15 protein-coding genes and 1 pseudogene are annotated in these 25,588 nt (G+C 64.5%); 13 read left to right on the forward strand and 3 right to left on the reverse strand.

Annotated elements, in window-relative coordinates:
• Positions 1-2,572, forward strand: a pseudogene (locus tag Q0030_RS37320) (hypothetical protein); the annotation flags it as partial.
• 2 nt (positions 2,573-2,574) lie between these two features.
• Entirely contained in the window at positions 2,575-9,750 is a 7,176-nt protein-coding gene (locus Q0030_RS37325) for a filamentous haemagglutinin family protein (RefSeq protein WP_298379180.1), read from the forward strand.
• A 47-nt stretch (positions 9,751-9,797) separates the two neighbouring features.
• On the opposite strand, the gene Q0030_RS37330 is transcribed toward Q0030_RS37325, so the two are convergent.
• On the reverse strand, positions 9,798-10,385 hold the full coding sequence (locus tag Q0030_RS37330) for an ANTAR domain-containing protein (RefSeq protein WP_298379088.1): 588 nt from the start codon (positions 10,383-10,385) through the stop codon (positions 9,798-9,800).
• Positions 10,382-11,545, reverse strand: coding sequence for a transporter substrate-binding domain-containing protein (locus Q0030_RS37335; RefSeq protein WP_298379091.1), 1,164 nt, complete (start codon positions 11,543-11,545; stop codon positions 10,382-10,384). Before Q0030_RS37335 ends, Q0030_RS37330 begins: the two co-directional genes overlap by 4 nt.
• Before the next feature lie 419 nt (positions 11,546-11,964).
• On the opposite strand from Q0030_RS37335, the gene Q0030_RS37340 reads away from it, so the two are divergent.
• From Q0030_RS37340 to Q0030_RS37380, 9 genes are all read left to right on the forward strand, one after another.
• Positions 11,965-13,365, forward strand: a complete 1,401-nt coding sequence (locus tag Q0030_RS37340; protein ID WP_298379094.1) for an amidase — start codon at positions 11,965-11,967, stop codon at positions 13,363-13,365.
• A 17-nt stretch (positions 13,366-13,382) separates the two neighbouring features.
• A complete protein-coding gene (locus Q0030_RS37345) occupies positions 13,383-14,378 on the forward strand; it encodes an acetamidase/formamidase family protein (RefSeq protein ID WP_298379095.1) in 996 nt (331 codons plus the stop codon).
• Positions 14,379-14,433: 55 nt separating this feature from the next.
• On the forward strand, positions 14,434-15,648 hold the full coding sequence (locus Q0030_RS37350; RefSeq protein ID WP_298379098.1) for an urea ABC transporter substrate-binding protein: 1,215 nt from the start codon (positions 14,434-14,436) through the stop codon (positions 15,646-15,648).
• 94 nt (positions 15,649-15,742) lie between these two features.
• A complete protein-coding gene (locus tag Q0030_RS37355; RefSeq protein ID WP_018270848.1) occupies positions 15,743-16,609 on the forward strand; it encodes a branched-chain amino acid ABC transporter permease in 867 nt (288 codons plus the stop codon).
• Between the two features lie 13 nt (positions 16,610-16,622).
• Positions 16,623-17,696 (forward strand): branched-chain amino acid ABC transporter permease, encoded by a 1,074-nt coding sequence (locus tag Q0030_RS37360; protein WP_298379109.1) that lies wholly within the window; start codon positions 16,623-16,625, stop codon positions 17,694-17,696.
• A gap of 3 nt (positions 17,697-17,699) precedes the next feature.
• Positions 17,700-18,419 carry an ABC transporter ATP-binding protein gene (locus tag Q0030_RS37365; protein WP_298379112.1) on the forward strand — a complete coding sequence of 240 codons (720 nt, stop codon included), beginning with the start codon at positions 17,700-17,702 and terminating at the stop codon, positions 18,417-18,419.
• Entirely contained in the window at positions 18,409-19,119 is a 711-nt protein-coding gene (locus Q0030_RS37370; protein WP_298379115.1) for an ABC transporter ATP-binding protein, read from the forward strand. The genes Q0030_RS37365 and Q0030_RS37370 overlap by 11 nt, the downstream gene beginning before the upstream one ends.
• A gap of 63 nt (positions 19,120-19,182) precedes the next feature.
• A complete protein-coding gene (locus tag Q0030_RS37375; protein ID WP_298379118.1) occupies positions 19,183-19,944 on the forward strand; it encodes an SDR family NAD(P)-dependent oxidoreductase in 762 nt (253 codons plus the stop codon).
• Between the two features lie 16 nt (positions 19,945-19,960).
• Positions 19,961-21,364 (forward strand): amidase, encoded by a 1,404-nt coding sequence (locus Q0030_RS37380; protein ID WP_298379120.1) that lies wholly within the window; start codon positions 19,961-19,963, stop codon positions 21,362-21,364.
• Positions 21,365-21,397: 33 nt separating this feature from the next.
• On the opposite strand, the gene Q0030_RS37385 is transcribed toward Q0030_RS37380, so the two are convergent.
• The gene (locus tag Q0030_RS37385; RefSeq protein WP_298379123.1) at positions 21,398-22,600 is read right to left on the reverse strand and encodes a serine hydrolase; all 1,203 of its coding nucleotides are present in this window, start codon (positions 22,598-22,600) and stop codon (positions 21,398-21,400) included.
• A 224-nt stretch (positions 22,601-22,824) separates the two neighbouring features.
• Here Q0030_RS37385 and Q0030_RS37390 point away from each other — a divergent pair, with 224 nt between their 5' ends.
• Both Q0030_RS37390 and Q0030_RS37395 read left to right on the forward strand, forming a co-directional pair.
• Complete coding sequence (locus Q0030_RS37390; protein ID WP_298379126.1) at positions 22,825-23,499, forward strand: LuxR C-terminal-related transcriptional regulator; 675 nt, start codon at positions 22,825-22,827, stop codon at positions 23,497-23,499.
• A 366-nt stretch (positions 23,500-23,865) separates the two neighbouring features.
• On the forward strand, positions 23,866-25,443 hold the full coding sequence (locus Q0030_RS37395) for a gamma-glutamyltransferase family protein (RefSeq protein ID WP_298379129.1): 1,578 nt from the start codon (positions 23,866-23,868) through the stop codon (positions 25,441-25,443).
• The last annotated feature ends 145 nt before the right edge of the window (positions 25,444-25,588 follow it).

Here is a 25,588-nt window from a genome sequence, read left to right on the forward strand (position 1 = left end):
TGTCGCGCCGCTCCAGGGCAAGCTCGCGCTCGGTGGCTATTCGGGGCTTGGCCTCACCGGTGCATCCGCCGCGCAGGTCGTCTTCGGCCGGGCGCCTGAGATCACCGATGCGCTGAATACCACCTCGGTTTTGCCCGACAACCGGATCGGGACCGCATTCTTCAATTCGGACGCGCTCAATGTCGCCAGGCTGGGCGGTCTCAGCGTTGCGAGCAGCAAGGACATCCTCGTCGAGGCGCCGCTTGAGCTTGCTCCCGGCGCGCAGGTGACCTTCATGGCGCCGCATATAGAGATCGGCGCGAACGTCACGGCGCATGGTGGCAGCGCGACGCTGACCAATCTGATGCATGCCGTATTCGGCCAGGGGCAGAACGAGCTATGGTGGGCGCTGAACTATGCGAACGGCAAGTCGCAGGTCACGATCGGCCAGAACGTCGCCGTCGATCTCAGCGGATTGTGGAGCAACGAACTGACCGGAACGGATGGGTCCGGCCGGGCGCATCTCAATGGCGGCAATTTCACCGTTTCGACCACAGGCGGCATCACGCTTGCGAGCGGGTCGCTCATCGATGTGTCGTCAGGTGGCGCCATCCTGGCGAACGGCAAGACACAGGGCGGCAAGGGCGGCGATGTCAGCCTGGTGGCCAATGACTATTCGCATCTAGCTTGGACGCAGTTCTTCACCAATCCGCTCATCCTCGACGGCACCATTCGCGCCTACGGCTTCGGTGGCGGCGGCACGCTGACGCTGAACGCCGGCCAGGAGATCTCGATCGGCGAAGCCGTGGCCGATGCGCTGGTGCTCGATCCGGCGATCTTCCAGTCCGGTTTCACGGCCTACAACATCAGCAGCAACATCGGCATCCAGATCGGCGAAGGTGTCCGTGTGGACGCCGAGGTGCCGGTCTATCGCTTCACCTCGCGCAGTTTCACCACGCCCAGCGGGAGCCTCGTCACGGAGGCCGCGGACCTCTGGACGCCCGCCAAATTCACGATCAATTCCTTCACGCGCAGCGCGACGCCGCGCGTCGGCGCAGATCTGACGTTCTGGAGCCTGCATGATTTCACGCTGGCGAAGGGCGCGTCCGTCAGCGTCGATCCAGGGCATTCGGTCTCGATCTTCGCCAATCGCCAGACCCTGATCGACGGAGCGATCAGGGCACCCGCCGGCAATATCCTGATCGCGAGCCTGCAGGACGCCACCGGCGACGCCCGCTACAATATGGGTTACGGCGAGTTCGGCCTGACGCGTTCGTTCTGGATCGGCGACGACGCGGTGCTGGATGTTTCCGCGCGTGATGCGGTGGGACGCGATGAGCGCGGGGTTTCGTATGCGGCCGTGCCCGACGGCGGCACGATCCGCATCGGAGCGCTGGATCCGAAAAATCCCGTTGTCAGCGACGCCTTCGTGATCGTTCGCCCGGGCGCGCTGATCGACGCGTCGGGTACCTCTGCATTGGTCGATGTGCAGAGCGGCTACAGCTATATCCCGACGCTTGCCGCGAGTGATGGCGGGACGATCTCGCTCTATTCCAGCTTCGGCATGGCGCTCGATGGCACCTTGCGCGCGGCGGCCGGCGGTAGCGGCGCGTCGGGCGGCGCGCTGAACCTGACCATGTCGTGGCGCGGCTATATCGTAGGACAGCCGAACGCCAATTCGCCCTATGCCAGCGGCGATCTGCCGCTGGAGTTCCAGAGGTCGCGCGATATCACGCTCGTGCAGACCGCCACAGGCAGCGGCCTGAGCGCCGATCTGTCGCCTGGTCAGGCCGATCCGGCCCTGCAATTCGGACGGACGGTGATTGGCGTCAACCAGGTCGAGAAGGGCGGCTTCGGCTCGCTCGTGCTCTATACCCGCGATCTTCTCATCTTCGACGGCAATGTGGATCTCAGCCTCTCGCGCAGCCTTCGGCTTTCGAGCGGCCTCATCGCCGCGGCGCCTGACACCCCGAACAGCACAGTTCGCTTGTCCGCGCCCTATGTCCGGCTCGATGGCGTCTACAACGCCGCCGATGCGCAGACGTCGGTGGGATATGCCCCCGGGATCAACAATCTCCACGTCCGCAATCCGGCGGCGGGCGGAAGTTTCTCCGTCGCAGGCAACTTGATCGATGTCTACGGCTCCGTCCTGTTCGGAGCCACCGGCGTGCAGGGCAGTGGGGCGGTCGATCTCGGTCCCGGACGTCCTGTCAGCATTCCATTCGATGCCCGCGGGTTTCATCAGGTCGCGTTGCAGAGCAGCGGCGATATCCGGTTCGGCAATGGCGGCCTCGATGTTGAAAACCTCGCGCTGACCGCCGGCCAGATCTATCCCTTGAGCGGCGCGGTCGCCACGATCTTGGTTGGAATAAGTGCCGCCTATGATCCCGACGCCCGTCTCGTTATCCGCCGCAACGACGACCAGACACCGGCGGTACCGGCTTCGGTGTTCGGCGATCTAACTCTTGTTGCCGCCAATATCGACCAGGGGGCGTTCTTCGCGCGCCGCTGGGCCGCATCTGGTTCAACAATGATGCTGCGCGGATCGTCTTCCGCAGCGGAAGCATCACCTCCGCGAGCGCAGCCGGCTTGATCATGCCGTTTGGCGGCACCTCGGATGGCATCACCTATCAAGGCGCGGACGGCACGCTGCACAATCTGGCGAGCGCTTTCTATGACGATCATACGAGCAATCTCAAGATCGCCAGCGGCATTTTGATCAATGCCGCGTCTGTTGTGGGCGAGCCGGGCTCGGTGCTCGATCTCTCCGGCGGCGGCACACTCACCGGCGCGGGCTTCATCTCCGGCCGTGGCGGTTCGGTCGACGTGCTGAAGACCGCGCTCGTTAACGCCAATCCGGTCAACAGCTACAGCGCTGCGGGCAACAAGGTCTATGCCATCCTGCCCGGTTACGCCGCCGACTACGCGCCAGTGATCGCATCCAATGGCGCCGGTGATCCCGTGATCGGCCAGCAGATCACGTTTCCTTCGGGTGCGCCGGGATTGCCCGCGGGCACCTATACGCTGCTGCCCTCGAGCTACGCGCTGTTGCCTGGCGGTTACCGCGTCGAGCTTGCCGCGACAGGAACGACCATGATGGCGCCCGTGACCGCGGGCAATGGCTCCGTGGTCACGTCAGGCTATCTCGGCGTTGCCAACGCCGGAATCAGGGACACGCTGCCAACCCGGGTGATCCTGACCTCCGGTCAGACCACGCGGCTTTATTCGCAGTATAACGAGACCGGCTATGCCGATTTCGAGCGCGCACAGGCGGCCCAGTTCGGTGGCTTCCGGCCTCATCTGCCGGAAGACGGCAAGGTCCTTGTACTGAATCTCTTCCCGTCGCCGGACAATACGAAATCGCTGTCCTTCGCCGGCACCGCGCTGTTCGACGGCGCCAAAGGCGGCGTTGACGGCACGCTCGTCATCAGGCCGCGGCTCGCCTCATCGGCTGACGGCGTGCTCGACATCACGGCACCGGGAACCGCACCCGTAGCGGGTCATACGTCAATTTCGAGCGACGACATCAATGCCTTCAAGGCATCGACGGTGCTGCTGGGTGGCGCAAGCGTGTACTTCGAGGTCGACAATCCCGGGGCCGGCGCCAATATTTACTTTGATGGGAGTTCGACCGCAGCCGTCAACCTGCTCGATGGCGCTACGATCCGTGCGGGCCAGGTGTTCCTGATCGGCAAGACGGTCAACATGGCGGGCGGCGCGACCATCGACACGCGCGGGCTGAGCAGCAACGTGATCGATTCCACGCTGGGTTACTCCTACGCCAACATATCTACCGACTCGTCTGCAAACCCTGCCTACAGTCCGGCCGTGCTCGCGGTCGCCAATGGCCGGTTCCAATTCCTGGACGCGGTTGGGCCGGGCAACATCAGCATCGCGAGCGGTGCCTCGTTGCTCACGGACGGCAGCGTGGTGCTGGCCGCGCCGGGCGGACTCTCAATGGGTGACGTCAATTTCGGCGCGCGTTACCTCAACGTCACGCAGGAGCAGATCAATGTCGGCACCGCGGCCGCGCTTGCCGCGGCGCAGGCCGCAGGCCAGCTGCCGTCGGGCTGGAATCTCACCCAGAGTGTGCTCGACAAGCTGCTGCGGCCGTCGACGACTGCCGGCAGCCCGACGCTCGAGCAACTCATCATCACGGCAAGCGGCGCCTTCAACCTGATCGGCAGTGTCGACCTCGACGCCACGCGCCGGGGCGGCGCCTCCACCGATTCCCTCAAATTCGTTCTCAATACACCGGCGATTTATGGCCTCGGCGCCGCGGGCGACACCGCCAGCATCACCGCCGACACGCTGGTCTGGAACGGCATTCGCACGGGCAACGGCAGCACCACGAGCCCTTACGGCAGCCAGGCGCCTGGCGCGGTCCTGCCCGGCGGGCCCGGCACGGGCGCGGGGCGTCTCGCCATCACGGCCAACGAGATTCTGTTCGGCTATGACGCCTCGCTGAGCAAGCCGACCGATGGTGCAACGCTGAACCGTATTGCGCTCGGCTTCTCCGACGTTACGCTGACGGCTGCGAAACGCATCACCGCGAACAGCAACGGCACGCTGAAGGTGGGGCTCAGCCAGGACAGCACCGGCGCGTTGCAGGGCGGCGCGCTCACCATCGCGACCCCGCTGATCACGGCGAGCGGCGGGGCTACGCTTGATATCAGCGCGGGCGCAGCCGTCCGTCTGGTCACGCCGGTGGGGTCCGCTCCCGCCGACACGCGTGGCGTGACGGATCTCGGCGGCACGCTCTCTTTCACCGGCGACAGCGTTCTTGCCGACACCGCATTCGCCTTGCCGTCCGGCAAGCTGACGCTGAATGCGACGCACGATGTCGTGCTCGGCACAAACGCCACGGTCGACCTGTCGGGCCGCGGCATCGCCTTCTTCGACGTCACCAAGTACAGCTGGGGCGGCGATCTCATCCTGAACTCCACCAAGGGCAACATCATCCAGAATGCGGGTTCGGTGATCGATGTCTCGGCCATGAACAACGCGGCGGGCTCGATTGCGGCCAAGGCGATCGACGCCGCGCATGGGCAGGTGTCGTTCGGCGGCACGCTCATGGGATCGTCGACCGGCGATTACGATAGCGGCCAATTCACGGTCGCGGCGCAGAATTTCGGCGATTTCGCCGCGCTGAATGCCAAGCTCAACGATGCCGGTTTCTTCGGCTCCCGCAGCTTCGATCTCCGCCAGGGCAGCCTTGTCGTCGGCGATGGCGTCAAGGCGCGCTACCTGACGATCTCGGTCGATCAAGGCAGCCTCACCGTCACGGGCAGGATCGACGCGAGCGGGTCGAAGCCCGGTACCATCCGCTTGTCCGCGCGCGACGATTTCACGCTCACATCGAATGCCGTGCTCGATGTTCACGGCAATGTGCTGCAGACCGACTCTTACGGCGCGCCGATCGAAGCCAACAACACCGCGCATGTCGAACTCACCACCACGCACGGCACCATGACGTTGGCCGCGGGCGCGACCATCGACATGACCTCGCCCGATGGCGTGCAGCGCGGCAGGCTCGAGCTCAACGCGCCGCGCCGCGGCGGCACCGGCGGAGACGGTGCGGGTGCCAACGATATCGCCGTCGACGCGCGTGGGCCGCTCAATATTCGCGGTGCCGGCAGCATCGCGATGAACGGCTTCCGAACCTACGACCTGCCGGGCGGCAGCGTCATCGATCAGGCTTATCTTGACGGGCTGCACGACGACAGCACGAAGTTCATCAACGCGGCGCTCCAGAATGGCGACTTACAGAACCGCCTTGCCGGGCTTGCGGCCTATGGCTCGGCCTTCCATCTGCGGCCTGGCGTTGCCATCACCTCAAGCGGTGATCTGTCGACGAAGGGCGATCTCGATCTCTCCGGCTATCGCTATGGTCCAAATGCCGATCCGGCTGTGCGCGGCTCCGGCGAGCCGGGCGTGCTTGTCATTCGCGCGGCCACCGATCTCAAGATCAACGGCAGCATCACCGACGGCTTCGCGCCGCCGCCGGCATCGCCCGACGCGGTCGTAACACTGATGCAGGACGCCACGGTGGGGGCCGGTGGCTATACCGTCAAATTCGGGGGAACGACGCTCGGCACGGGATCGAAGCTTCCCGCGACGGCCCGGGTGAACCTGTGGCTGGAGTTCACGGCCACCGGTCCGGGTATTGATCGCAGGATCGGCGTCACTCCGAGCAGCGACCATCCGCTGCCCGTCGATATCGAATTGTCTCAGCAGTTCAGGCTAGCCCTGCCTGGAAGCATCAAGCCAACGTTAAGGGGCGGGAACATCTACAATTCGGACGGCAGCGTCCTCTATAAGGCGGGCGATCTGCTCCAGGGTACGGTGACCTGGCCGGCTGGCACCAAGCTCAGCGCGGGTGTCTATTTCGATGGTCCCGGTGCGAACAGGCTCCTTGGGGCAGGAATTTTTTTTTACCCGACGAAGCTTCCCCCCAACACGGACCTTACACTCTTCAGAGGCTTTACGTTCCGGCAAGACGTCGATCTCCCAGTCGGCTTCGTGCTGCCACAGGGAACGGTCGTCAGCCTGCTGACGGGGCCAGGTGATCGCCAGATCTGGGCGATCGCACCGATGCTGACGCCCGGGATGCAATCCTGGTCGATGCGGCTGGTCGGCGGTGCCGATCTTGCCAGCGCTGACAGCCGCGTGCTGCAGACGGCCGACGCGCTGGCCGGTTCGGGCAATGTGGTGCTGAACGATCCATTTAATGTCACCGTCAACAAGCCGACGACATCAGGCGTCAGCGTCGTGCGCACCGGGACGGGCAATCTCGAACTTCTCGCCGGTGGCAATTACGACCAGCAATCGCCATTTGGCGTCTACACCGCTGGCACCGCGATCAAGGAGACGGGGACGGCGGCGAACGATCCCTACAATCTTGACCGCGGCACATTGGCCGATGGCACGGTACTGGGATCGGCAAACGCCAACTATAAGCCGACGCTCGGCCCGGAGCGGATGTACTACGCCGAGCATGGCGGCGACTTCCTGCTTGTCGCGCAGGGCGATGTCAGAGGCACGCTGGCGAAGCGGACGACGGAGATCGGGTCCTGGTTGTGGCGCCAGGGTGGTTCGGAGATCGGCCAGCGGACCGCCTGGGGGATCAATTTCGGCAGCTATACGTTCGATCTGATCAGCGATCAAAGCCGTTTGTCCCTGGGACTATCAGCCTTCTCCGGTCTCGGCGCGCTCGGCGGCGGCAATGTCACGGTGCAAGCCGGAGGCACGGTCGGTGACGCAGGGCGGGGCGTCGTCATCGCCGTCGGCGGCAGCGGCCGCGTGATGGCCGATGGCAGCCTTGTGCAGTCCGGCGGCGGCACGCTGTCGGTGAAGGCGAGCAATATCGGCACCGGCGGCAATCAATTCGTGGACTTGCGCGGTGCAATGGATGTCGCGACTGGAGATTTCGGCAGCCTCACCGCGACCAATGACCGCAACTACGGGTTGGATCCGCGGCCGATCAATCCGCTGACGCCCTATTCAATGACCACTCTCAGTGGTGGCGATTTCGCACCTGGCGACAGTGCGATCGACATCCGCGCCCGTGGCGACCTGGCGGTCGGAACCATTCTCGATCCGGGCCGCGTCGGCACCACCGGTCTGACCGCCGCCGGCAACGGCGGCGAGGGGGCGAGCTGGTTCACGCTGTGGACCGGGACCACCGCAGTCGACATGATGGCCGCGGGCGGTTCGCTCTCGCCGGGCAGCGGCCCGGTCAGCTCCCGTTTCCTGCCCTCGATCGTGCGGGCGGTCGCCGCAAACGGAAATATCTACGGCTTCGGTGGGGGAATGCTGCTGCCGTCACCGAGCGGCGCATTCGAGGTCCTCGCACAAGGATCGATCTTCGGCAACGCGCTTGAGACCGGTCTATTGACGACACCGACGTCGGGCTTGGCAACGCCGTTCAGGCCTGGCTGGGCGACCCTGACGGATGGAGCGAGCATCACTGCGTCCAATTATTGGGGCGACTACAATGCGGTCAGCGATCAAATCAACGGCGGGCAAACGGTTTACTCTTACGGCAGCGGCGGACAGCCCTTCGTGTTCGATGCAAACACGGTGAAGGACAGGGTTGTGCCGGTCCAGAGCGATCTGTCGCGCATTTATGCAGTGAACGGCGATATCACGAGCGTCACCTATGGCCGGATCCTGACAACGGGCCGGACCGTCGCCGGCGCTGCCGTGAACAGTGTCTACTATCAGGCGGCAAGACCGCTGCAGATGCTTGCGGGTGGTGACATCGTCAGCACCAAGGGTCTGATCTTGCACACCGATATCAACGATGTGTCCACCATCGCGGCCGGCGGCAGCATCATCTATGCAGGTTGGCCGGGCAACGACAGTGGAGTAAACCGAGGCTGGGATATTGCCGGACCGGGTACGCTCGAAATCACGGCGGCCAAGAACATCTACCAGGGATCAACGGCGACGGTCGAAAGCATCGGAGCTCTCGCCGCCGGCGACAACCGGCCCGGCGCTGGTGTCGTCATGCAAGCCGGCGTCGGCGCGGGCGAGATCGGCATCGGACAGGTGGACTGGTCCGGCTTTGCCAGGCTCTATCTTGATCCACACAATCTTGCGGGCGCGGGGCCGATCGCTGACCAGCCCGGCAAGGTGGCCAAGACCTATGGCGACGAGCTCTACGATTGGCTGAAGCAACGCGTCGGGTACAGTGGGGCCAAGGCCGATGCGCTCAACTACTTCCTCACGCTGGCACATGCGCAGCAGCGAGTCTTCCTGCGCCAGGTCTACTATGCCGAGCTGACCGCAGGCGGGCGCGAGTACAACGAAGTCGGCGGCCCGCGCGCCGGCTCCTATCTGCGCGGGCGCGAGGCGATCGCCGCGCTGTTCCCAAATGAGGCCGCCTACCGTGGCGACATCACGATATTCACCGCGGCGACCGGCACGCTAGGCAAGCCGAACTACGCCATTCAAAGCGGCTTTGTTCACACCGATTTCGGCGGCGACATCCAGTTCCTCACACCGGGCGGCGGCGTCACGATCGGCACCGAAGGGCTGCTGCCGGGCGCCGATGCCGGCCTCATCACGCAAGGCGCGGGTAACATCCAGATCTACTCGCAGAACAGCGTGTTGTTGGGGCTCTCGCGCATCATGACCACGTTCGGCGGCAATATCGTCATCTGGTCGGCGGAGGGCGACATCAATGCCGGCCGCGGCGCCAAGACCACGGTGATCTATACGCCGCCGAAACGCGCCTACGACAACTACGGCAATGTCACGATATCGCCGGTGGTACCGTCCAGCGGCGCCGGCATCGCAACATTGCAACCGATCCCGGAGGTGGCGCGCGGAACCATCGATCTGATTGCGCCGCTCGGCACCGTCGATGCGGGCGAAGCCGGAATCCGCGCGTCGAGCTTCGTCAACATCGCGGCCTTGCATATCGTCAACGCTGCCAACATTCAGGCGCAGGGTGGCGTCATCGGCGTGCCGCAAGTTCAGGCGCCCAACATGGGCGCCCTGAGCGAGGCCTCGAACACGGCGGGCGCCGCTGCCAAGCAAGCGGCCGTGCCGCTGCCGCAGGCAAACGAGCAGCCCTCCGTCATCATCGTCGAAGTGCTCGGCTACGGTGGTGGCGACGGCGGCGATGATCAAAAGCGGCGCGGCAACGACAAGCAGAGCCAATACGATCCGAACAGCGCTTTCCAGTTGATCGGCGATGGCCAGTTGACCGCGGAGCAGATGAAGAAGCTGACGCCGGATGAGCGCCGTCAAGTCGCGAACTAACTTCTGCCTACGTGGCGGGGCTGCGATTTGGCATTAGCGACGCGGGTCTAGCCGGCTGCGCGGGGCAGGGAGCCGTTTGCCGTGATCTCGGCCGAGAGCTCCTCGATGGTCTTGCGCTGCTCCATGGCGGCTCGCCGGATCAGCGCAAAGGCGGCCGGCTCGGCCAGCGCATGGGTGTGCATGACCTGGAGGACGGCGGCGAGCACGACGCGGCGGGATCGAAGCCGTTGTTCGAGCTTGAGCACCTGCTGCTTCAGCTCATTGGTGCGCTCGCTTCGTTCGAAGGCCAGGACGAGCGCGGCATAGATGCCGGCCGAGCGCAGCGGCTTGACGAGGAATGAGGCCGGATCGAGGTCGAGCACCAGCTTCAGGCGGCTCGGCGTCTCGGTGCCGAGCAGGGCGATGACCGGGCTTCGCCCAAGCGACGCGCGCTGCGCCGTCGAGGCGAGCGGCAGGAATTCGTCGTCGATCAGCGTCACGTCCGGCCGGCAGTCGATCTTGGGGCCGCCATCCCATATGACGATGTCGATCCCGAGACGCTCGAACTGACGCCTGACGATCGTGGCGTCGCGCTCGTCCTTGATGGCGACGAGCGCCTTGCGTCCGCGCAGCGAGAATGAAGACGGCTTGCTCATTTCACAACCCGCAAATGGGGCGCATTCGGCAACGTTCCATCCCTTGCGGGGCCGGCGGCGATGTCGAGCTGCGTCAGATAGGGATCCGGTTTAACCGGGGCTTCAGCTTCCCAGAAGATGTCAAACTGTCCTTCGGCATTGGAGACGGCGAGCCGCGGCGTCAGGACGCAGTGATTGTTGCTGCCGTCGATCCAGACCGGACCTTGCGGCGAATTGTAGCGATGGCCGGCCGCGGCGCGCCGCACCTCGCCGATATCGGATGTGCCGGCGCGTTGCAGCGCGCGAGCCAGCAGATAGACCGCGACATAGGCGGATTGCCCGTCGACCGACGGGCTGCTGTGCGCGCCGTGGCGCGCTTTCCAGCGTGCGACGAAGGCCTGGTTCTCGGGCAGGCGAATGCTTTCGAAATAGGCCGACGACGTGATGCAGCCGGCCGATGCGGGACCTGCGATCTTGAGCTCGGGCTCGCACAGGCTGCAGCTCAGCATCGGGATGTCGAGACCCGCAGCAAGGGTCGCGGCATGGAAGGCGCGGATGAAATCATAGCTTGAACTGCCGACCAGCGTGTTGAACACAACCGGCGGCCGGCGCCGCACGATCTCGTCGACGATGTGCGTGACCGCGCTTTCACCGAGCTCAAGCAGGCGTTCCGCGAGAATCCGCCCGCGCGCCGCCGTCACCAGCTCGCGGGTGACGCGATTGGTTTCCCAGGTCCAGACATAGTTGGAGCCGACGCAGAAAATCTCGCGCGACAGATTGTCGAGCACGTAGCGCACCAGCGGCAGCACGTTGTGATTGGGTGAGGCCCCGACGTAGATGACGTTGTCGGAGCACTCGAACCCCTCGTAGCGCGCCGGATACCAGAGCAGGCGGTCGGTGCGCTCGACGATCGGAAGCACCTGCTTGCGCGATGCCGAAGTGTAGCAGCCGATGATGTGCTCGACCCCGACATTGCGAATGAGATCGTCGCAGACCGTATGGTATTCGGAAATGATGCCGCGGGGATCGCGGACATGTGCTGATATCGCGAAGTCGAACTCGTCCTGCTCGTTGATCTCGTCGACCGCCATCATGGCGCTCTTCAGGATCTCGCGCCCCATGGCCTGATAGGGCCCATGCTGCGAGCAGATAATGCCAACGGGAATGGACGGCTTCGTCATCGAGAACTTTCAGTGCACTTCATGCAGGAAACCATCTTCGCAGAGACCGGCGCAAGTGGTCATGCCGATTTGCTGCGCAGCACCTCGCGAAATTTGTGCAGCCAGCCTCGTTGACAACGCGCTGCACACCTCCTTAGAATTTTCTCCTACAGGGCTTCCTGTCGAACCTTGCGTGCGTCGATCTGGCCGATGACGTCCCGATCGCCGCGCAGAGTGCTCCGTTCGATCCCGGACCCACGCGATAGTTCATAGCCGCGGCATTTGGGCCATTCGTCACCTTCGTTTTGGAGGGGCGGGTGGCTTTTTGCTTTTGCCGCCAAACAAATTGACGACACGTCCGTGTCGTCAAGCCGGAGGCGCATGCGCGGTGATGGGCAGCGCCTGCGCTTGCGTCGTGCCAAGTGCGGGGATGAGAAACGATGCCGACAACGGATCTTCACTATCTCGGGCTCATTGAGGTCGGGCAGCAAATCCAGGCCAGGAAACTCTCACCGGTCGAGGTGACGCGAGCGATGCTCGGGCGGATCGAGCAGCTCGACGGCCAGCTCAAGAGCTACGCTAATGTGATGGGCGACGCAGCGCTTGCCGACGCCGTGGCCGCCGAGAAGGAGATCGCATCCGGCAAGATCAAGGGGCCGCTGCACGGCGTGCCGATCGCCGTCAAGGATTTGTGCTGGGTCAAGGGCGCGCCGGCCGCGCACGGCATGACCATTCATCGCGACTTCCGTCCCAGCGAGGATGGCACCGTGGTCGCGCGGCTGAAGGAAGCCGGCGCTGTTATTCTCGGCAAGCTGCAGCAGACCGAGGGCGCCTATGCCGATCATCACCCGAAGATCGATCCGCCGAAGAATCCCTGGAATGCCGATCTGTGGTCCGGCGCCTCGTCGAGCGGTTCCGGCGTCGCCACCTCGGCGGGGCTCTGCTTCGGTTCGCTTGGAACCGATACCGGCGGGTCGATCCGCTTTCCCTCAGCCGCCAACGGCATCACCGGGCTGAAGCCGACCTGGGGGCGTGTCAGCCGCTACGGCGCCTTCGAACTCGCCGCAACGCTGGATCACATCGGTCCGATGGCGCGCAGCGCGGCCGATTGCGGCGCGATCCTCGCCGTGATCGCCGGCCAGGATCCCAAGGACACCACGTCCGTGCCGTTGGCCGTGCCTGATTATCTCGCAGGTCTGACTGGAGACTTGCGCGGCGTGACGATCGGGGTCGATCGGCGCTGGACCAGCGAGGGCACCGACGAGGCCGCCGGCAAAGTGCTCAGCGAAGGCCTGCGGGTTGCCGCTGATCTCGGTGCGAAGATCAAGGACATCACGTTCCCTGATCCGAAGGCCGTGATCGAGGACTGGTTCCCGCTGTGCGGCATCGAAGTGGCCGTTGCGCACGAGGAGACCTATCCGGCGCGCAAGGACGAATACGGTCCGGCACTCGCCGGCCTGCTCGATCTCGGCCGCGCGCAGTCCGGCATGGACTATCAGAAGATCGTGCTGCGGCGCGAGGCGTTTCGCGGCGCCGTGCGGCTGTTGTTCGAGACGGTCGATCTCGTCGCGGTTCCGGCCCAGGCGTTCGCTGCGCCGACATTGGCCAAGATGGCGGCGCTGGGTGAGGACCCGTCGCTGATTACCGGGCTGCTGCGCTTCACCTGTCCGTTCGACATGACCGGCAGCCCGACCGTGACGCTCCCCGGCGGCTTCGCGCCGAACGGTGGTCCGGTCGCCTTCCAGTTTGTCGGCCGTCATTTCGACGAGGCAAGCCTCGTCCGTGCGGGCGATGCCTTCCAGCGCGTCACCGACTGGCACAAGCGTCATCCCGCGATCTGAGTTGAGGAGCCGTTCGCATGACCGAAGACTGGTTGAAGAGTTCCATCATGGCCAAGCGCGCCGTCGGCAAGGGCGCGACCGGCACGACCCATAGTTTGACCATCGAGCAACAGGGCAGCTTCCATTACGTCTATGGACCCTATGCCAAGCCGACGCTGTCGATCGATCCGGGCGGGGTTGTCGTCGTCGAGACCGAGGATGCCTTTGGCGGCGTGCTCACCAGCGAAAGCGACAGCCCCACCGCGAAGCTGAACTTCCCCTACCTGAACCCGCAATGCGGGCCGATCGCGGTGAAGGGTGCCAGGAAGGGCGATTGCCTCGCCGTCTATATCCGCGATGTCGAGACCCGCGGCGCGCAGCCGGCCGGGACAACCTGCATCATCCCGGAGTTCGGCGGCCTGGTCGGAACCGCGTCCACGGCACTGCTCAATCCGCCGCTGCCGGAGCGCGTCAAGAAGCTGCATGTCGATCGCAACGGCGTGCGCTGGAATGACAAGATCACGCTGCCCTATGAGCCGTTCATCGGCACCATCGGCGTGTCGCCCGAGATCGAGGCGATCTCCTCGCTGCAGCCCGACTATCACGGCGGCAACATGGACCTGCCCGACGTCGCACCTGGCTCGATCATCTATTTTCCGGTGCATGCCGAAGGCGGGCTGCTCTATGTCGGCGACTGCCACGCCACGCAGGGCGACGGCGAGCTCTCGGGCGTCGCGCTCGAACAGCGCGCGACCGTGACGCTGCAGATCGATCTGATCAAGAACTGGAGCTTTGCCTGGCCGCGGCTCGAGACGCGCGACTTCATCATGACCATCGGCAGCGCGCGGCCGCTCGAGGATGCCGCGCGGATCGCCTATCGCGAGCTCGTGCGCTGGATGAGCGCCGATTACGGCTTCGACGAGATCGACGCCTACATGCTGCTCAGCCAGGCCGGCCGCATGCGGCTCGGCAACATGGTCGACCCCAAATACACGATGGGGGCGTCGATCCTGAAGAATTACCTCAAGGCGTGACGTCCAACATCTTTCAACAAGGAACATCGCGATGAATTCGGGGCGTATATTTGGAATGGCTTTGCTTGGTGCCGTGCTCGGGACGGCTGCAATTGGCGCTGCTCAGGCGGCCGACCCGCCGCTGAAGGTCGGCTTGCTGGAGGACGTCTCCGGCGACCTTGCCTTCATGGGCATGCCGAAGCTGCATGGATCGCAGCTCGCGGTCGAGGAGATCAACAAGAGCGGCGGCATTCTCGGCCGCCAGATCGAGCTGATCCACCTTGATCCCCAAGGTGACAATGCCCGCTATCAGGAATTCGGCCGGCGGCTGCTCAACCGCGACAAGGTCGACGTGCTGATCGGCGGCATTACCTCGGCGTCGCGCGAGGCGTTGCGTCCGATCGTCGATCGCACAACCACACCGTACTTCTACACCAACCAGTATGAAGGCGGCGTGTGCGACGCCTCCATGGTCAGCATGGGCGCGGTGCCGGAGCAGCAGTTCTCGACGCTGATCCCCTGGATGGTCCAGAAATTCGGCAAGAAGGTCTACGTCATCGCTGCCGACTATAATTTCGGCCAGATCTCCGCCGAGTGGAACCGCAAGATCATGAAGGACCTCGGCGGCGAGGTCGTGGGTGAGGAGTTCATCCCGCTCGGCGTGTCGCAGTTTGCGCAGACGATCCAAAACATCCAGAAGGCGAAGCCGGACTGGCTGCTGACGATCAATGTCGGCGCCGCGCAGGACTCGTTCTTCGAGCAGGCCGCCGCCGCCAACCTCAATCTGCCGATGGGGTCCTCGATCAAGATCATGCTCGGCTTCGAGCACAAGCGGTTCAAGCCGCCGGCGCTCAACAACATGCATGCGACCGCCAACTGGTTCGAAGAAATCGACACGCCAGAAGCCAACGACTTCAAGAAGCGCTGGCACGCCAAGTTCCCCGACGAGCTCTATATCAACGACATGGGCTACAACGCCTATAATGCGCTCTACATGTACAAGGCGCTGGTCGAGAAGGCCAAGTCGACCAAGCTCGAGGACATGCGCAAGGTGATCGCGACCGGTGATGCCTGCATCGACGCGCCCGAGGGCAAGGTCTGCATCGATCCGAAGAGCCAGCACACGTCGCACCGCATGCGCCTGATCTCGGTCGGCCCCAAGCATGAAGTGACCGTCGAGAAGGACTACGGCACGATCCAGCCGTACTGGCTGGGCGAGATCGGCTGCGACCTCACCAAGAAGAACGACAAGGACCAGTACACGCCGAGTCATCTTCCCAGCAAATCGTGATGCGCACGGGCACGAATCTTGCTCGTGTTTTGCATCTCGAATTTGAAGCGAGCCGGCGCCGCAATGATGCGGCGTCGTGACCATGGAGACAGGAATGTCGGCTGAACTCTTCTCGGTATTCTATCAGTTCGCCGACGTCTTCGCGTTCCTGATCCTGTCGGCGGCGGGCCTTGCCATCGTGTTCGGCATGATGGGCGTCATCAACATGGCGCATGGCGAGTTCATCATGTGCGGGGCCTATGTGACGGTCGGGCTCGTGAATCTCGGCGTGCCGCTGCCGATCGCCCAGATCCTGGCCGCGCTGACCGCGGGGATCATCGGCATGATCGTCGAGTACCTCGTCGTGCGGCGCTTCTACAAACGTCCGCTGGACTCGTTGCTGGCGACCTGGGGCCTCAGCCTGATCGTGACGCAGTCGATGCTGCTGATCGTCGGGTCCGCGGTGCGCGGCATCGGCACGCCGGAAGGAAGTTTTGCGATCGGAGGCTACACGTTCTCGACCTATCGGCTTGTGCTGTTCGGCTGTGCCGTGGCGGTGCTGGCCGGGCTCTACATCATCTTCATGAAGACGCGCTTTGGCGTGATCGCGCGCGCCACGATGCAGAATGCGGCAATGGCGAAGGCGCTCGGCGCGCGCACCGGGCGCATCTATTCCATCAGCTTCGGGATCGGCACGGCGCTCGCGGGACTCTGCGGTGCGCTCTATGCGCCGACCATGACGCTGATCCCGACCATGGGCGCGACCTTCGTGGTCGAGAGCTTTGTCACGGTAGTGATCGGTGGCGCCAATGTTCTGCTCGGAACCGCGCCGGCCGCGGTGTTCCTGGCGATGATCAGGATGGCGCTGAATGCGAGCTACGGGCAAATCATTGGGCAGATCGGCATGCTGTTTGCTGTCATCCTGATCATCCGGGTGCTGCCTGAAGGGCTATCCAGCGTGCTGGTTCGTCGTGGGCGCTAGACGGGAATTGCTGATGTTGAAGCTGCTCGACGGTCCGCAGACGCTCGGACGCGGAAAGATCTTTTGGTCCGGCTTCCTTACCGTACTGGCGGGGGCGCTGATCTATCCGCTGTTCGCCGACTCCTATGATGTCGGCAACTTTGCCTACTTCCTGATCTGGATCTTCATGGCGCTCGGGCTCTGCCTGATGTGGGGCTACGGCGGCATGCTGTCGTTTGGCCAGACCTTCTTCTTCGGCATCGCCGGTTACGGCTATGGCGTGCTCGCCATCAACATGGGCGGGGGCACGGCCACGATCGCCGCGCTCGTTCTCTCGGTCGTCATCGCGATGATTGCGGCAGGGATCCTCGGCTATTTCATGATCTGGGGCGGCATCAGCGGGATCTTCTTCGGTATCGTGACGCTGTCGGCAACGCTGGTGCTTGCCTTCTTCCTCGGGCAGACCGCCGGGCCGGAATGGCATATCGGACCGGCGCGGCTGAACGGCTTCAACGGCATGAAGGGGATGGACCCGCTCACCGTCGGCAATTTCGACATTGAGGGGTCGGCGCTCTATTACGTCATGATTGCGCTTATCGTGATCGTGTACGTCGCGCTGCGCATGCTGGTGAACTCGAGCATCGGCAATGTGATCGTGGCAACGCGGGAAAACCCGCAGCGCGCCGAGATGCTCGGCTACGACGTCCGCAAATATCAGCTCCTGACATTCGTGATCGGCAGCGGCCTCGCAGGCCTCAGCGGCGCGCTGTACACGTCCTGGGGGCAGTTCATCACGCCATCCAGCATCGGGCTCCCGGCGGCAGCGATGCCGATTGTCTGGGTGGCATTCTCCGGGCGCAACGATCTGACCGCGACCCTGGTCGGGTCGTTCCTGCTGCTGTTCGGCTTCCAGACCATCACAGTCTACAGCCAGCAGGCCGCGCTGGTGCTGATGGGCGTGCTCCTGCTCGCCACCGTGATGCTGGCGCCGCAAGGCTTTGTGCTTGGCATCGGCAAGCTCGTCGTCGACTGGTGGAGCAGGCGCCGGCGGCGCGACGAGGCTCCGACGCTTGCCGATACCGCCCGTCTGCAATCGGATGAGACCTGATCCATGGCGCTGGTCGATGTAAAAGGCGTCTCCAAGCGCTTCGGTGGACTGACCGCCGTCTCCGAGGTCGATCTGACGGTCAATGCCGGTGAAGTCCATTGCCTGATCGGGCCCAACGGCGCCGGGAAGAGCACGCTGTTCAAGTTGATCGTCGGCCTCTATCCGCCGACCACGGGCAGCATCTTCTTCGACTCCGTCGATATCACCGCCGAGCGGCCCTACGCACGTGTGCAGCGTGGCATGAGCATCAAGATGCAGGCGCCGAGCGTGTTCAAGGAACTGCCGGTGCGGCAGAACATCCAGATCGCGCTGCAGGAACGTCTCTCGGGCGCGGAATGCCGGGCCGAGGAGGAGCGGCTGCTGGCGCTGCTCAATCTGGCCGAGGACTCTGGCAAGCTCGCCGGTGCGCTGTCGCACGGCCAGCAGCAATGGCTGGAGATCGGGATGGCGTTGGCATTGCAGCCGCAGCTTCTGTTGCTGGACGAGCCGACCGCCGGCATGTCGCCGGAAGAGACCTACAAGACCGGCGAACTGATCAAGTCGTTCAATGCCGAGGGCATGACGGTTCTGGTCGTCGAGCACGACATGGCGTTCGTGCGTCAGGTCGCCCAGCGGGTCACCGTTCTGCATCTTGGCAAGATCTTCGCGCGCGGCAGCCTCGAGTCCATTCTGGAGGACGAGAAGGTCGCAGAAATCTATCTGGGTAAGACTCATGCCCACTGATCGCATCCTGGACGTATCGGGACTTTGGGCGGGCTACGGCGCGACGCCGATCCTGCAGGACGTCAGCATGCAGGTTGCGCGCGGCGAGATCGTCGGCGTGATCGGTCGCAATGGCGTCGGCAAGTCGACTTTGATGCGGTGCCTAATCGGGCTGCTGCAGACCTGGCGCGGCACCATCACCTTCATGGATCAGGATGTGACGCAGCTCGAAGCCGATGCGCGGGCGCGCGCCGGCTTTGGCTACATCCCGCAGGGCCGCGATGTGTTTCCGCAGATGAGCGTCGAGGAGAACCTGCAGGTCGGCGAGCTGATCGGCGGACCCGACGGAAAGAAGCTGCCGGAGCTCGTCTACACGTATTTTCCGCGCCTGAAGGAGCGCCGGCGGCAGATCGCCGGCACCATGTCGGGCGGCGAGCAGCAGCAGCTTGCGATCGGCCGCGCGCTGATCGGCAATCCCTCCTTGATGATCCTCGACGAGCCGTCCGAGGGCATCCAGCCCTCGATCGTGCAGCACATCTGCGAGGCGCTGCAATCGTTCCGCGCCGAGCTCGGCACGACGATCATCTTCGTCGAGCAGAACCTCGACACCATCCTGGCGATCGCCCAACGCTGCTACATCATGGAGAAGGGCAAGATCACGCGATCGCTGGCCGGCGAGCAGGTCAACGCGGACAATGTTCGCGCGCAATTGTTGCTTTGATCGGCCGCGCCATGTGGTGAGACAGTACGCGTTCCATAATCGATAACAACGGAGGGAATGGATATGGATCTGGGACTCAAGGGAGCAAAGGTTCTCGTGACCGGCAGCACCAAGGGGATCGGCCGGGCGATCGCCGACACATTTGCAGCCGAGGGCGCCAATGTCGGCATCTGCGCGCGCAATCAGGCGGATGTCGACACTGCGGTTGCCGCGATCAAGGCCAAGGGCGTTGCGGCGTTCGGTGGCGCGGTCGACGTCTCCAACGGACCGGCGCTGAAGGCCTGGGTCGCCGACATGGCCTCCAAGCTCGGCGGCATCGATGTCGTAGTCGCCAATGTCAGCGCGCTGTCGATCGGGCAGGACGAAGAGAGCTGGGAGAAGGAATTCTCCACCGACATGATGGGGACGGTGCGGCTCGTCAACGCGGCGATGCCGTATCTCGAGAAAAGCGCGGCGGCGGCGATCGTCACGATCTCCAGCGTGTCGGGGCGCGAGGTCGATTTTGCCAGCGGCCCCTACGGGACGTTCAAGGCCGCGATCATCCACTACACGCAAGGCCTCGCCTACCAGCTCGCGGCCCAGGGCATTCGGGCCAATTCGGTGTCGCCGGGCAACACCTATTTCGAGGGCGGCGTCTGGAACATGATCAAGGACGGCAATCCCGAACTGTACAAGACCGCGCTGGCGCTCAACCCGACCGGCCGGATGGGCACGCCACAGGAGATGGCGAACGCCGCCGTGTTCCTTGCGAGCAAGGCGGCGAGCTTTATCACGGGGACCAACCTCGTGGTGGACGGTGCCCTGACGCGCGGCGTCCAGTTCTAGCCGGGGCCACAACGACATGTCAGCGGATCCATTGCACTACAAGTCCATCACCGAGATCTCCGGGCTCATTCGCCGCGGCGAGGCCAAGGCCGCGGAGATCACGGAGGCGATCCTCGGCCGGATCGCAAAGCTGGATGGGCAGTTTCATGGCTATGCGCACGTCCTTGCGGAGCGGGCCCTGGCGCAGGCAAAGCAGCGCGATGCGGAGATTGCCAAGGGCATCTGGCGCGGCCCGCTGCATGGCGTTCCGATCGGGCTGAAGGACCTCTGCTACACGACGTTTGCGCCAACCGCGGGCGGCACGACGATCCATGCGAAGTTCGTGCCGTCGTTCAGCGCCACGATCGTGGACCGCCTCGAATTCGCCGGCGCGGTGACGCTCGGCAAGCTCAAGATGACGGAGGGCGCCTATACCAGCCATCATCCGGCCGTCCAGGCCCCGCTCAATCCGTGGAATGTGAACTACTGGGTCGGCTCCTCGTCGAGCGGATCGGGCGTCGCGACATCGGCGGGGCTCTGCTACGGCTCGATCGGCAGCGACACCGGCGGCTCGATCAGGTTTCCATCGGCGACCTGTGGCTTGACCGGCATCAAGCCGACCTGGGGCCGCGTCAGCCGGCACGGCATCTTCCCGCTGGCGGACTCGCTCGATCACGTTGGGCCGATGTGCCGCAGCGCGGCCGACGCCGGAGCAATGCTCGGCGTCATCGCCGGCGCGGATGCCAACGATCCGACCGCTTTGCGCGCCCCGGTGCCGAACTATCTGGCCGGCGTCGGCGAGAGCATCCGGGGCCTGCGGATCGGCGTCGATCGCAGGTACACCCAGGAGGGAATCGATCGGCAGGTCGTTGCCGCTTTGGTGCAGGCCGAGCGCACGCTGGCCGATCTCGGCGCCGACATCCGCGAGGTGCATTTCCCGCCCTATCAGAAGCTCGTCAGCCAGTGGATTGCGATGTGCTCGGTGGAAACGGCGGAGGCGCACCTCGACACCTATCCGTCGCGGAAATCGGAATATGGTCCGGACCTCGCGCAGCTGATCGAGCAGGGCAGGGCGACGAGCGGCGTCGATATTGCGGCGATCCATCACGAGCGCCTGAGGTTCGCAGGCAGCCTCGCTGCCATGTTCGAGGATATCGATCTCTTGCTGATCCCGACGATGCCGGTGCCGATCCCAACGCTGACAAAGATGAGCGAATACGGCGCCGACCCCAACGTCCTCCTGAACATTCTGCGCTTCACGGCGGTGTTCGACTTCTCGGGCAGCCCGACCGTCACGCTGCCGATGGGCATGGCGTCGGACCAGATGCCGCTCAGCATGCAGCTGGTCGGCCGGCATCTGTCCGAGGACGTGCTGGTCCGCGCCGGCGCCGCATTCCAATCGGTGACGGATTGGCATACGCGGCGGCCGCCGATCGAATGAAGCTTCCTCAATCGCCTTCCATGCCGCGCCTTATCAGGCCCTGCCGGCAAGCCTCGCCGCGATCGCTCGATAGCCGCGCATCCACATGTGATCGAGATCGAGGTCCATCGGCAGCGGCTGCGAGGAGACGCGCGCGATCACGGTCTCGCTCGTCGGATCGATGTAGATCCATTGGCCATGGATGCCGACCGCGGCAAACGGCGTTTCGCCGCGGTCGATCGTGTACCACTTGTTGCGGTAGTTGCCGTTCGGAAACACTTTCGTCAGGTCGCCGCGCGACCATGCCTCGGCATTGCCGTTCTGCCTGATGTCGTCGACCCACCAACTCGGCACCACCTGCCGTCCGTTGCTGATGCCGTGATTGCGCATCATCTCGCCGAAGCGGGCGAGATCGCGCAGTGTGGCGCAGATGCCGCCGGCGACGCGCGCTGCGCCGCGCGAATCGACGGCGATGTAGGCGTCGTGCTCGGCGCCCATCGGCTGCCACAGATAGTGCGCGAGGATTTTCGCGTAGGACACACCGCAGGCGCGCTCATAGACCCAGCCAAGCACGTCGGTGTTGGTCGAGACGTAGTGGAAGACTTGCCCATGTGGCGTACCGTTCGGCCGCAGCGTGCGCAGATAGTCGCGCAGATTGCTCGGCGGCACGGTCGGGTCCGGCGGCTCCCAGCCAGTCGAGCGCCGGTAGTTCATGACGTCGCCGTCGCGCGCCATGTAGTCCTCGTCGAAGCGGATGCCGACGCTCATGTCGAGCAGATGCCGCACCGTGCAGCTGCCGCCATAGACCGATCCCTCCATCTCCGGGATGTAGCACGTCACCGGCGCATCGGGATCGAGCTTGCCGCGGTCGGCCAGGATGCCGCCAAGCGTTCCGGCGATCGACTTGCTCACCGAGAAGATCAGATGCGGGGTGTCCGGCGTCAGGCCGTGGGCATACCATTCGAAGGCGACCTGTCCGCGATGCGACACGACGATGCCGTCGGTGTGGCTTGCGCGCAGCGCCTCGCCGACGCCGATCGTCTCGCCGCGCGGGTTCGCGAAGCTGACGTCGTCGACATAGCGCGGCGCAAAGGACAGCGGCGCCGGCGCCGCGGCGCGCGGGATGTTGGCGGTCGGCAGCAGTTCGCGGACATTGCGGAATGCCCACTCGCTGAAGGGATGCTGACGCCAGTTGGCGAGCGTGACTTGTTCGTCGGCCGCCGAGGGGAAGGCGGCCATGATGCGACGCGAATTCATTCTTGATCCAGCAATGACATTGGGAGACGTGCGAAAGTTCCGCATCGGTCGCGCCGCCTGCAATCAACCGGATGGTGGAGGGGATCATCGGGTTACTCCGGCGTAACCGTTTCAGGGATGTGCGCTTGGCCCGCAATTTGCTTGACTATATCCCGCGTCTGTCCCAGCGTGCCGGCCATGCGACGCGCAGACGTTCGCCATCGGGAAACATCGGGAGGTAGGTCATGATCGCGCTTCTGGGCCGACCGGATCCGGCGACCACGCAGGCCATTCAGTTCGCGCGCGGGATTCTCGAGGGGTCGGCGACTGCGTTCTACGAGGTCGACGGCAATTTGACCCTCAACCGCTTTGTGCTCAGCAGCAACGTCCCGCCGAGCTTTCACGACCAGTATCTCGCCGGCATGAACCGGCTCGATCCGTTGCATCCGCGGTCCGCGAGCAACCGGCCGATTGCCCGACTGAGCGTCGCGCTTAGCCAATGCGCATCCCAGGAGGCGGCAACCTACCGTGCCTTCGCCGGCCAGTGCGGCGTTGCCGACATGATTGAATTCTTCTTCCGCCGCAACGACCGGATCGTGGCCGGAATGAGCGTGCTCTGGGCGCCGGGCTGCGCGATTCCCGACGGCAGCATGCACATTGCTGAGAAGATCCACGATTACCTCGAATTCAACCTGACCAGCCGCCTGTCCTCGAATCCCGACGAGCCGGCGCGCTACGGATTGACCTCGCGCGAGATGGAAGTGGTCGAGCTGTTGTGCTGCGGCCGCACCAACCGCGAGATCGGCGAGTGCCTGAATATCGGTCTCGCGACGGTGAAGACGCACCTGATCCATATCTTCGAGAAGCTCGGCGTCGAGACCCGCTCCGCCGTCGTGGCGCTGATGTCGCGACCGCATTGAGGGCGTGAGTCCACGACTCTTTCCACGCGTCGTCCCGGCGAAAGCCGGGACCCATAACCACAGAGTTGCGTTGTTGAGGCAGGCTGTGGCCGCAGCGTCCCGCAAACAATTCGCATTCGTGGTAATGGGTCCCGGCTTTCGCCGGGACGACGCCGAGTTTGTTGCACGGCCTGTGGGTCAAGCATCCGCATTCTCGTGACATGATCTGTCCGAGCTTCGTTATTCGCTTCGCCCGCGCGTTCACCCGGTCCACCGTTAGGTGGATTGCCGCTCACCGTGCCGCCGACCGAAAGTTCCCCAAGGACCGGTGTCGTTTTCGACAATGTTGGCGAGCGGCTGCCGCTCGCGAACATTGAAGGAAGCGATATGCGTGATTTCATGGCCATCGGCCGTTCCGTGGCGGTCGCGGAGCGTGGCATGGCCGCGACCTCGCACCCGCAGGCGACGCTTGCCGCGGTCGAGATGTTGAAGGCCGGTGGCAATGCCGTCGATGCCGCGGTGGCGGCGGTGGCGGTGCAGGGCGTCGTCGAGCCACAGATGACCGGGATCGGCGGCGACTGCTTTGCGCTGTATTCGCCGAAGGCCGGCGAGCCGATCGCGCTGAACGGCTCGGGCCGCACGCCCGCCGGCACCGATGCAGAAAAATATGCCCGCAGCGGCGCGCGCGACATTCCGCCGACTGCGCCCGAGGCCGTGACCGTGCCGGGCGCCATCGATGCGTGGTGCAGGCTGGTCGCCGATCAGGGCAGCAGGTCGCTGGAGGAGATCTTTCGGCCGGCGATCGCGGCTGCTGAGCAGGGCTTCTGCGTGACACCGCGCGTCGCGGAGGACTGGCGCCGCTTCCGGGCGCGGATCGAGATCGACGCCAACGCGGCGGCGCAGTTCCTTCCCGGCGGCAAGGTGCCCGAGGTTGGCGACATCCGCACGCAGCCTGCACTTGGCCGGACCTTGCGCCGGATCGCGCAGCACGGGCGCGAGGCGTTCTACGCAGGCGAGGCCGCCGACGAGATGGCCGGCATCTTGCGCAGGCTCGGCGGCGCCCACAGCACAGACGATTTCGCCGCGCAGACCTCCGACTATGTGCAGCCGATCTCGGCGCGCTACCACGACCACGACGTGATCGAGTGTCCGCCGAACGGGCAGGGCCTGGCGGCGCTGATGATCCTGCGGACGCTCGCCGGCTTCGATGTCGGCGCGCTCGCGCAGGCCGATCGGATCCATCTGCTGGCTGAGGCAACCAAGGCCGCTTACCGCGCGCGCGACGCCTTCTTCTGCGATCCCGCCGCCGGCAAGGTCGATCCGGCCGCATTCCTGGCCGAAGATCATATCGGGAGGATCCGCAGCAAGATCGACATGGGCCGCGCCTCCGCGCCCGCCGCCTGGGACGATATCGAGCATCGCGACACCGTCTATGTCACGGTTGTCGACCGCGACCTCAACGCCGTCTCGCTGATCAACTCGCTGTTCTATCCGTTCGGCAGCGGCATCTACGCGCCGAGATCGGGCATTCTGCTGCATAACCGCGGCTGGAGCTTTCGCGCCAGGCCCGGACACCTCAATTCGCTCGGGCCGCGCAAGCGCCCGATGCACACCATCATCCCCGGCCTGCTGCGCAAGGACGGCAAGACCGTGATGTCGTTCGGCGTGATGGGCGGGCACTACCAGGCCGCCGGCCATGCCAATCTGCTGTCGAACATCTTCGATCTGAAGATGGACATCCAGGCGGCCGCCGAGGCACCGCGCTCCTTTGCCTTCGACGGTGCGCTGTCGCTGGAGACGACGATATCGCCAGCAATCCGCGACGACCTTCGCGCCCGTGGTCACGATGCGCGCTTCTCCGAGGAGCCGATCGGCGGCTGCCAGGCGATCCGCATCGACCATGCGCGCGGCGTTCTGCTCGGCGCCTCCGATCATCGCAAGGACGGGCTGGCGCTGGGCTACTGAGAGGGCCGCCTGCCCGCATTGCGGCAGGCGGCGGAGCATCCACCGGACGGTGGATTGTTCCAAATGCCGACATGTCGAACGTTTGGCCGATCATGCCGGCGCCACGCGCGGTTTCGCCGCTGGCGCCGCGAAAGGCTAATCGCTC

This window comes from uncultured Bradyrhizobium sp. (genome assembly GCF_947648125.1).
Classification (GTDB): domain Bacteria; phylum Pseudomonadota; class Alphaproteobacteria; order Rhizobiales; family Xanthobacteraceae; genus Bradyrhizobium.

Coding starts and splice junctions, on each gene's coding strand:
- Q0030_RS37325 (WP_298379180.1), top strand. CDS start 2,575: ATGCCGTTTGGCGGCACCTCGGATGGCATCACCTATCAAGGCGCGGAC.
- Q0030_RS37330 (WP_298379088.1), bottom strand. CDS start 10,385: ATGAGCAAGCCGTCTTCATTCTCGCTGCGCGGACGCAAGGCGCTCGTC.
- Q0030_RS37335 (WP_298379091.1), bottom strand. CDS start 11,545: ATGACGAAGCCGTCCATTCCCGTTGGCATTATCTGCTCGCAGCATGGG.
- Q0030_RS37340 (WP_298379094.1), top strand. CDS start 11,965: ATGCCGACAACGGATCTTCACTATCTCGGGCTCATTGAGGTCGGGCAG.
- Q0030_RS37345 (WP_298379095.1), top strand. CDS start 13,383: ATGACCGAAGACTGGTTGAAGAGTTCCATCATGGCCAAGCGCGCCGTC.
- Q0030_RS37350 (WP_298379098.1), top strand. CDS start 14,434: ATGGCTTTGCTTGGTGCCGTGCTCGGGACGGCTGCAATTGGCGCTGCT.
- Q0030_RS37355 (WP_018270848.1), top strand. CDS start 15,743: ATGTCGGCTGAACTCTTCTCGGTATTCTATCAGTTCGCCGACGTCTTC.
- Q0030_RS37360 (WP_298379109.1), top strand. CDS start 16,623: ATGTTGAAGCTGCTCGACGGTCCGCAGACGCTCGGACGCGGAAAGATC.
- Q0030_RS37365 (WP_298379112.1), top strand. CDS start 17,700: ATGGCGCTGGTCGATGTAAAAGGCGTCTCCAAGCGCTTCGGTGGACTG.
- Q0030_RS37370 (WP_298379115.1), top strand. CDS start 18,409: ATGCCCACTGATCGCATCCTGGACGTATCGGGACTTTGGGCGGGCTAC.
- Q0030_RS37375 (WP_298379118.1), top strand. CDS start 19,183: ATGGATCTGGGACTCAAGGGAGCAAAGGTTCTCGTGACCGGCAGCACC.
- Q0030_RS37380 (WP_298379120.1), top strand. CDS start 19,961: ATGTCAGCGGATCCATTGCACTACAAGTCCATCACCGAGATCTCCGGG.
- Q0030_RS37385 (WP_298379123.1), bottom strand. CDS start 22,600: ATGAATTCGCGTCGCATCATGGCCGCCTTCCCCTCGGCGGCCGACGAA.
- Q0030_RS37390 (WP_298379126.1), top strand. CDS start 22,825: ATGATCGCGCTTCTGGGCCGACCGGATCCGGCGACCACGCAGGCCATT.
- Q0030_RS37395 (WP_298379129.1), top strand. CDS start 23,866: ATGCGTGATTTCATGGCCATCGGCCGTTCCGTGGCGGTCGCGGAGCGT.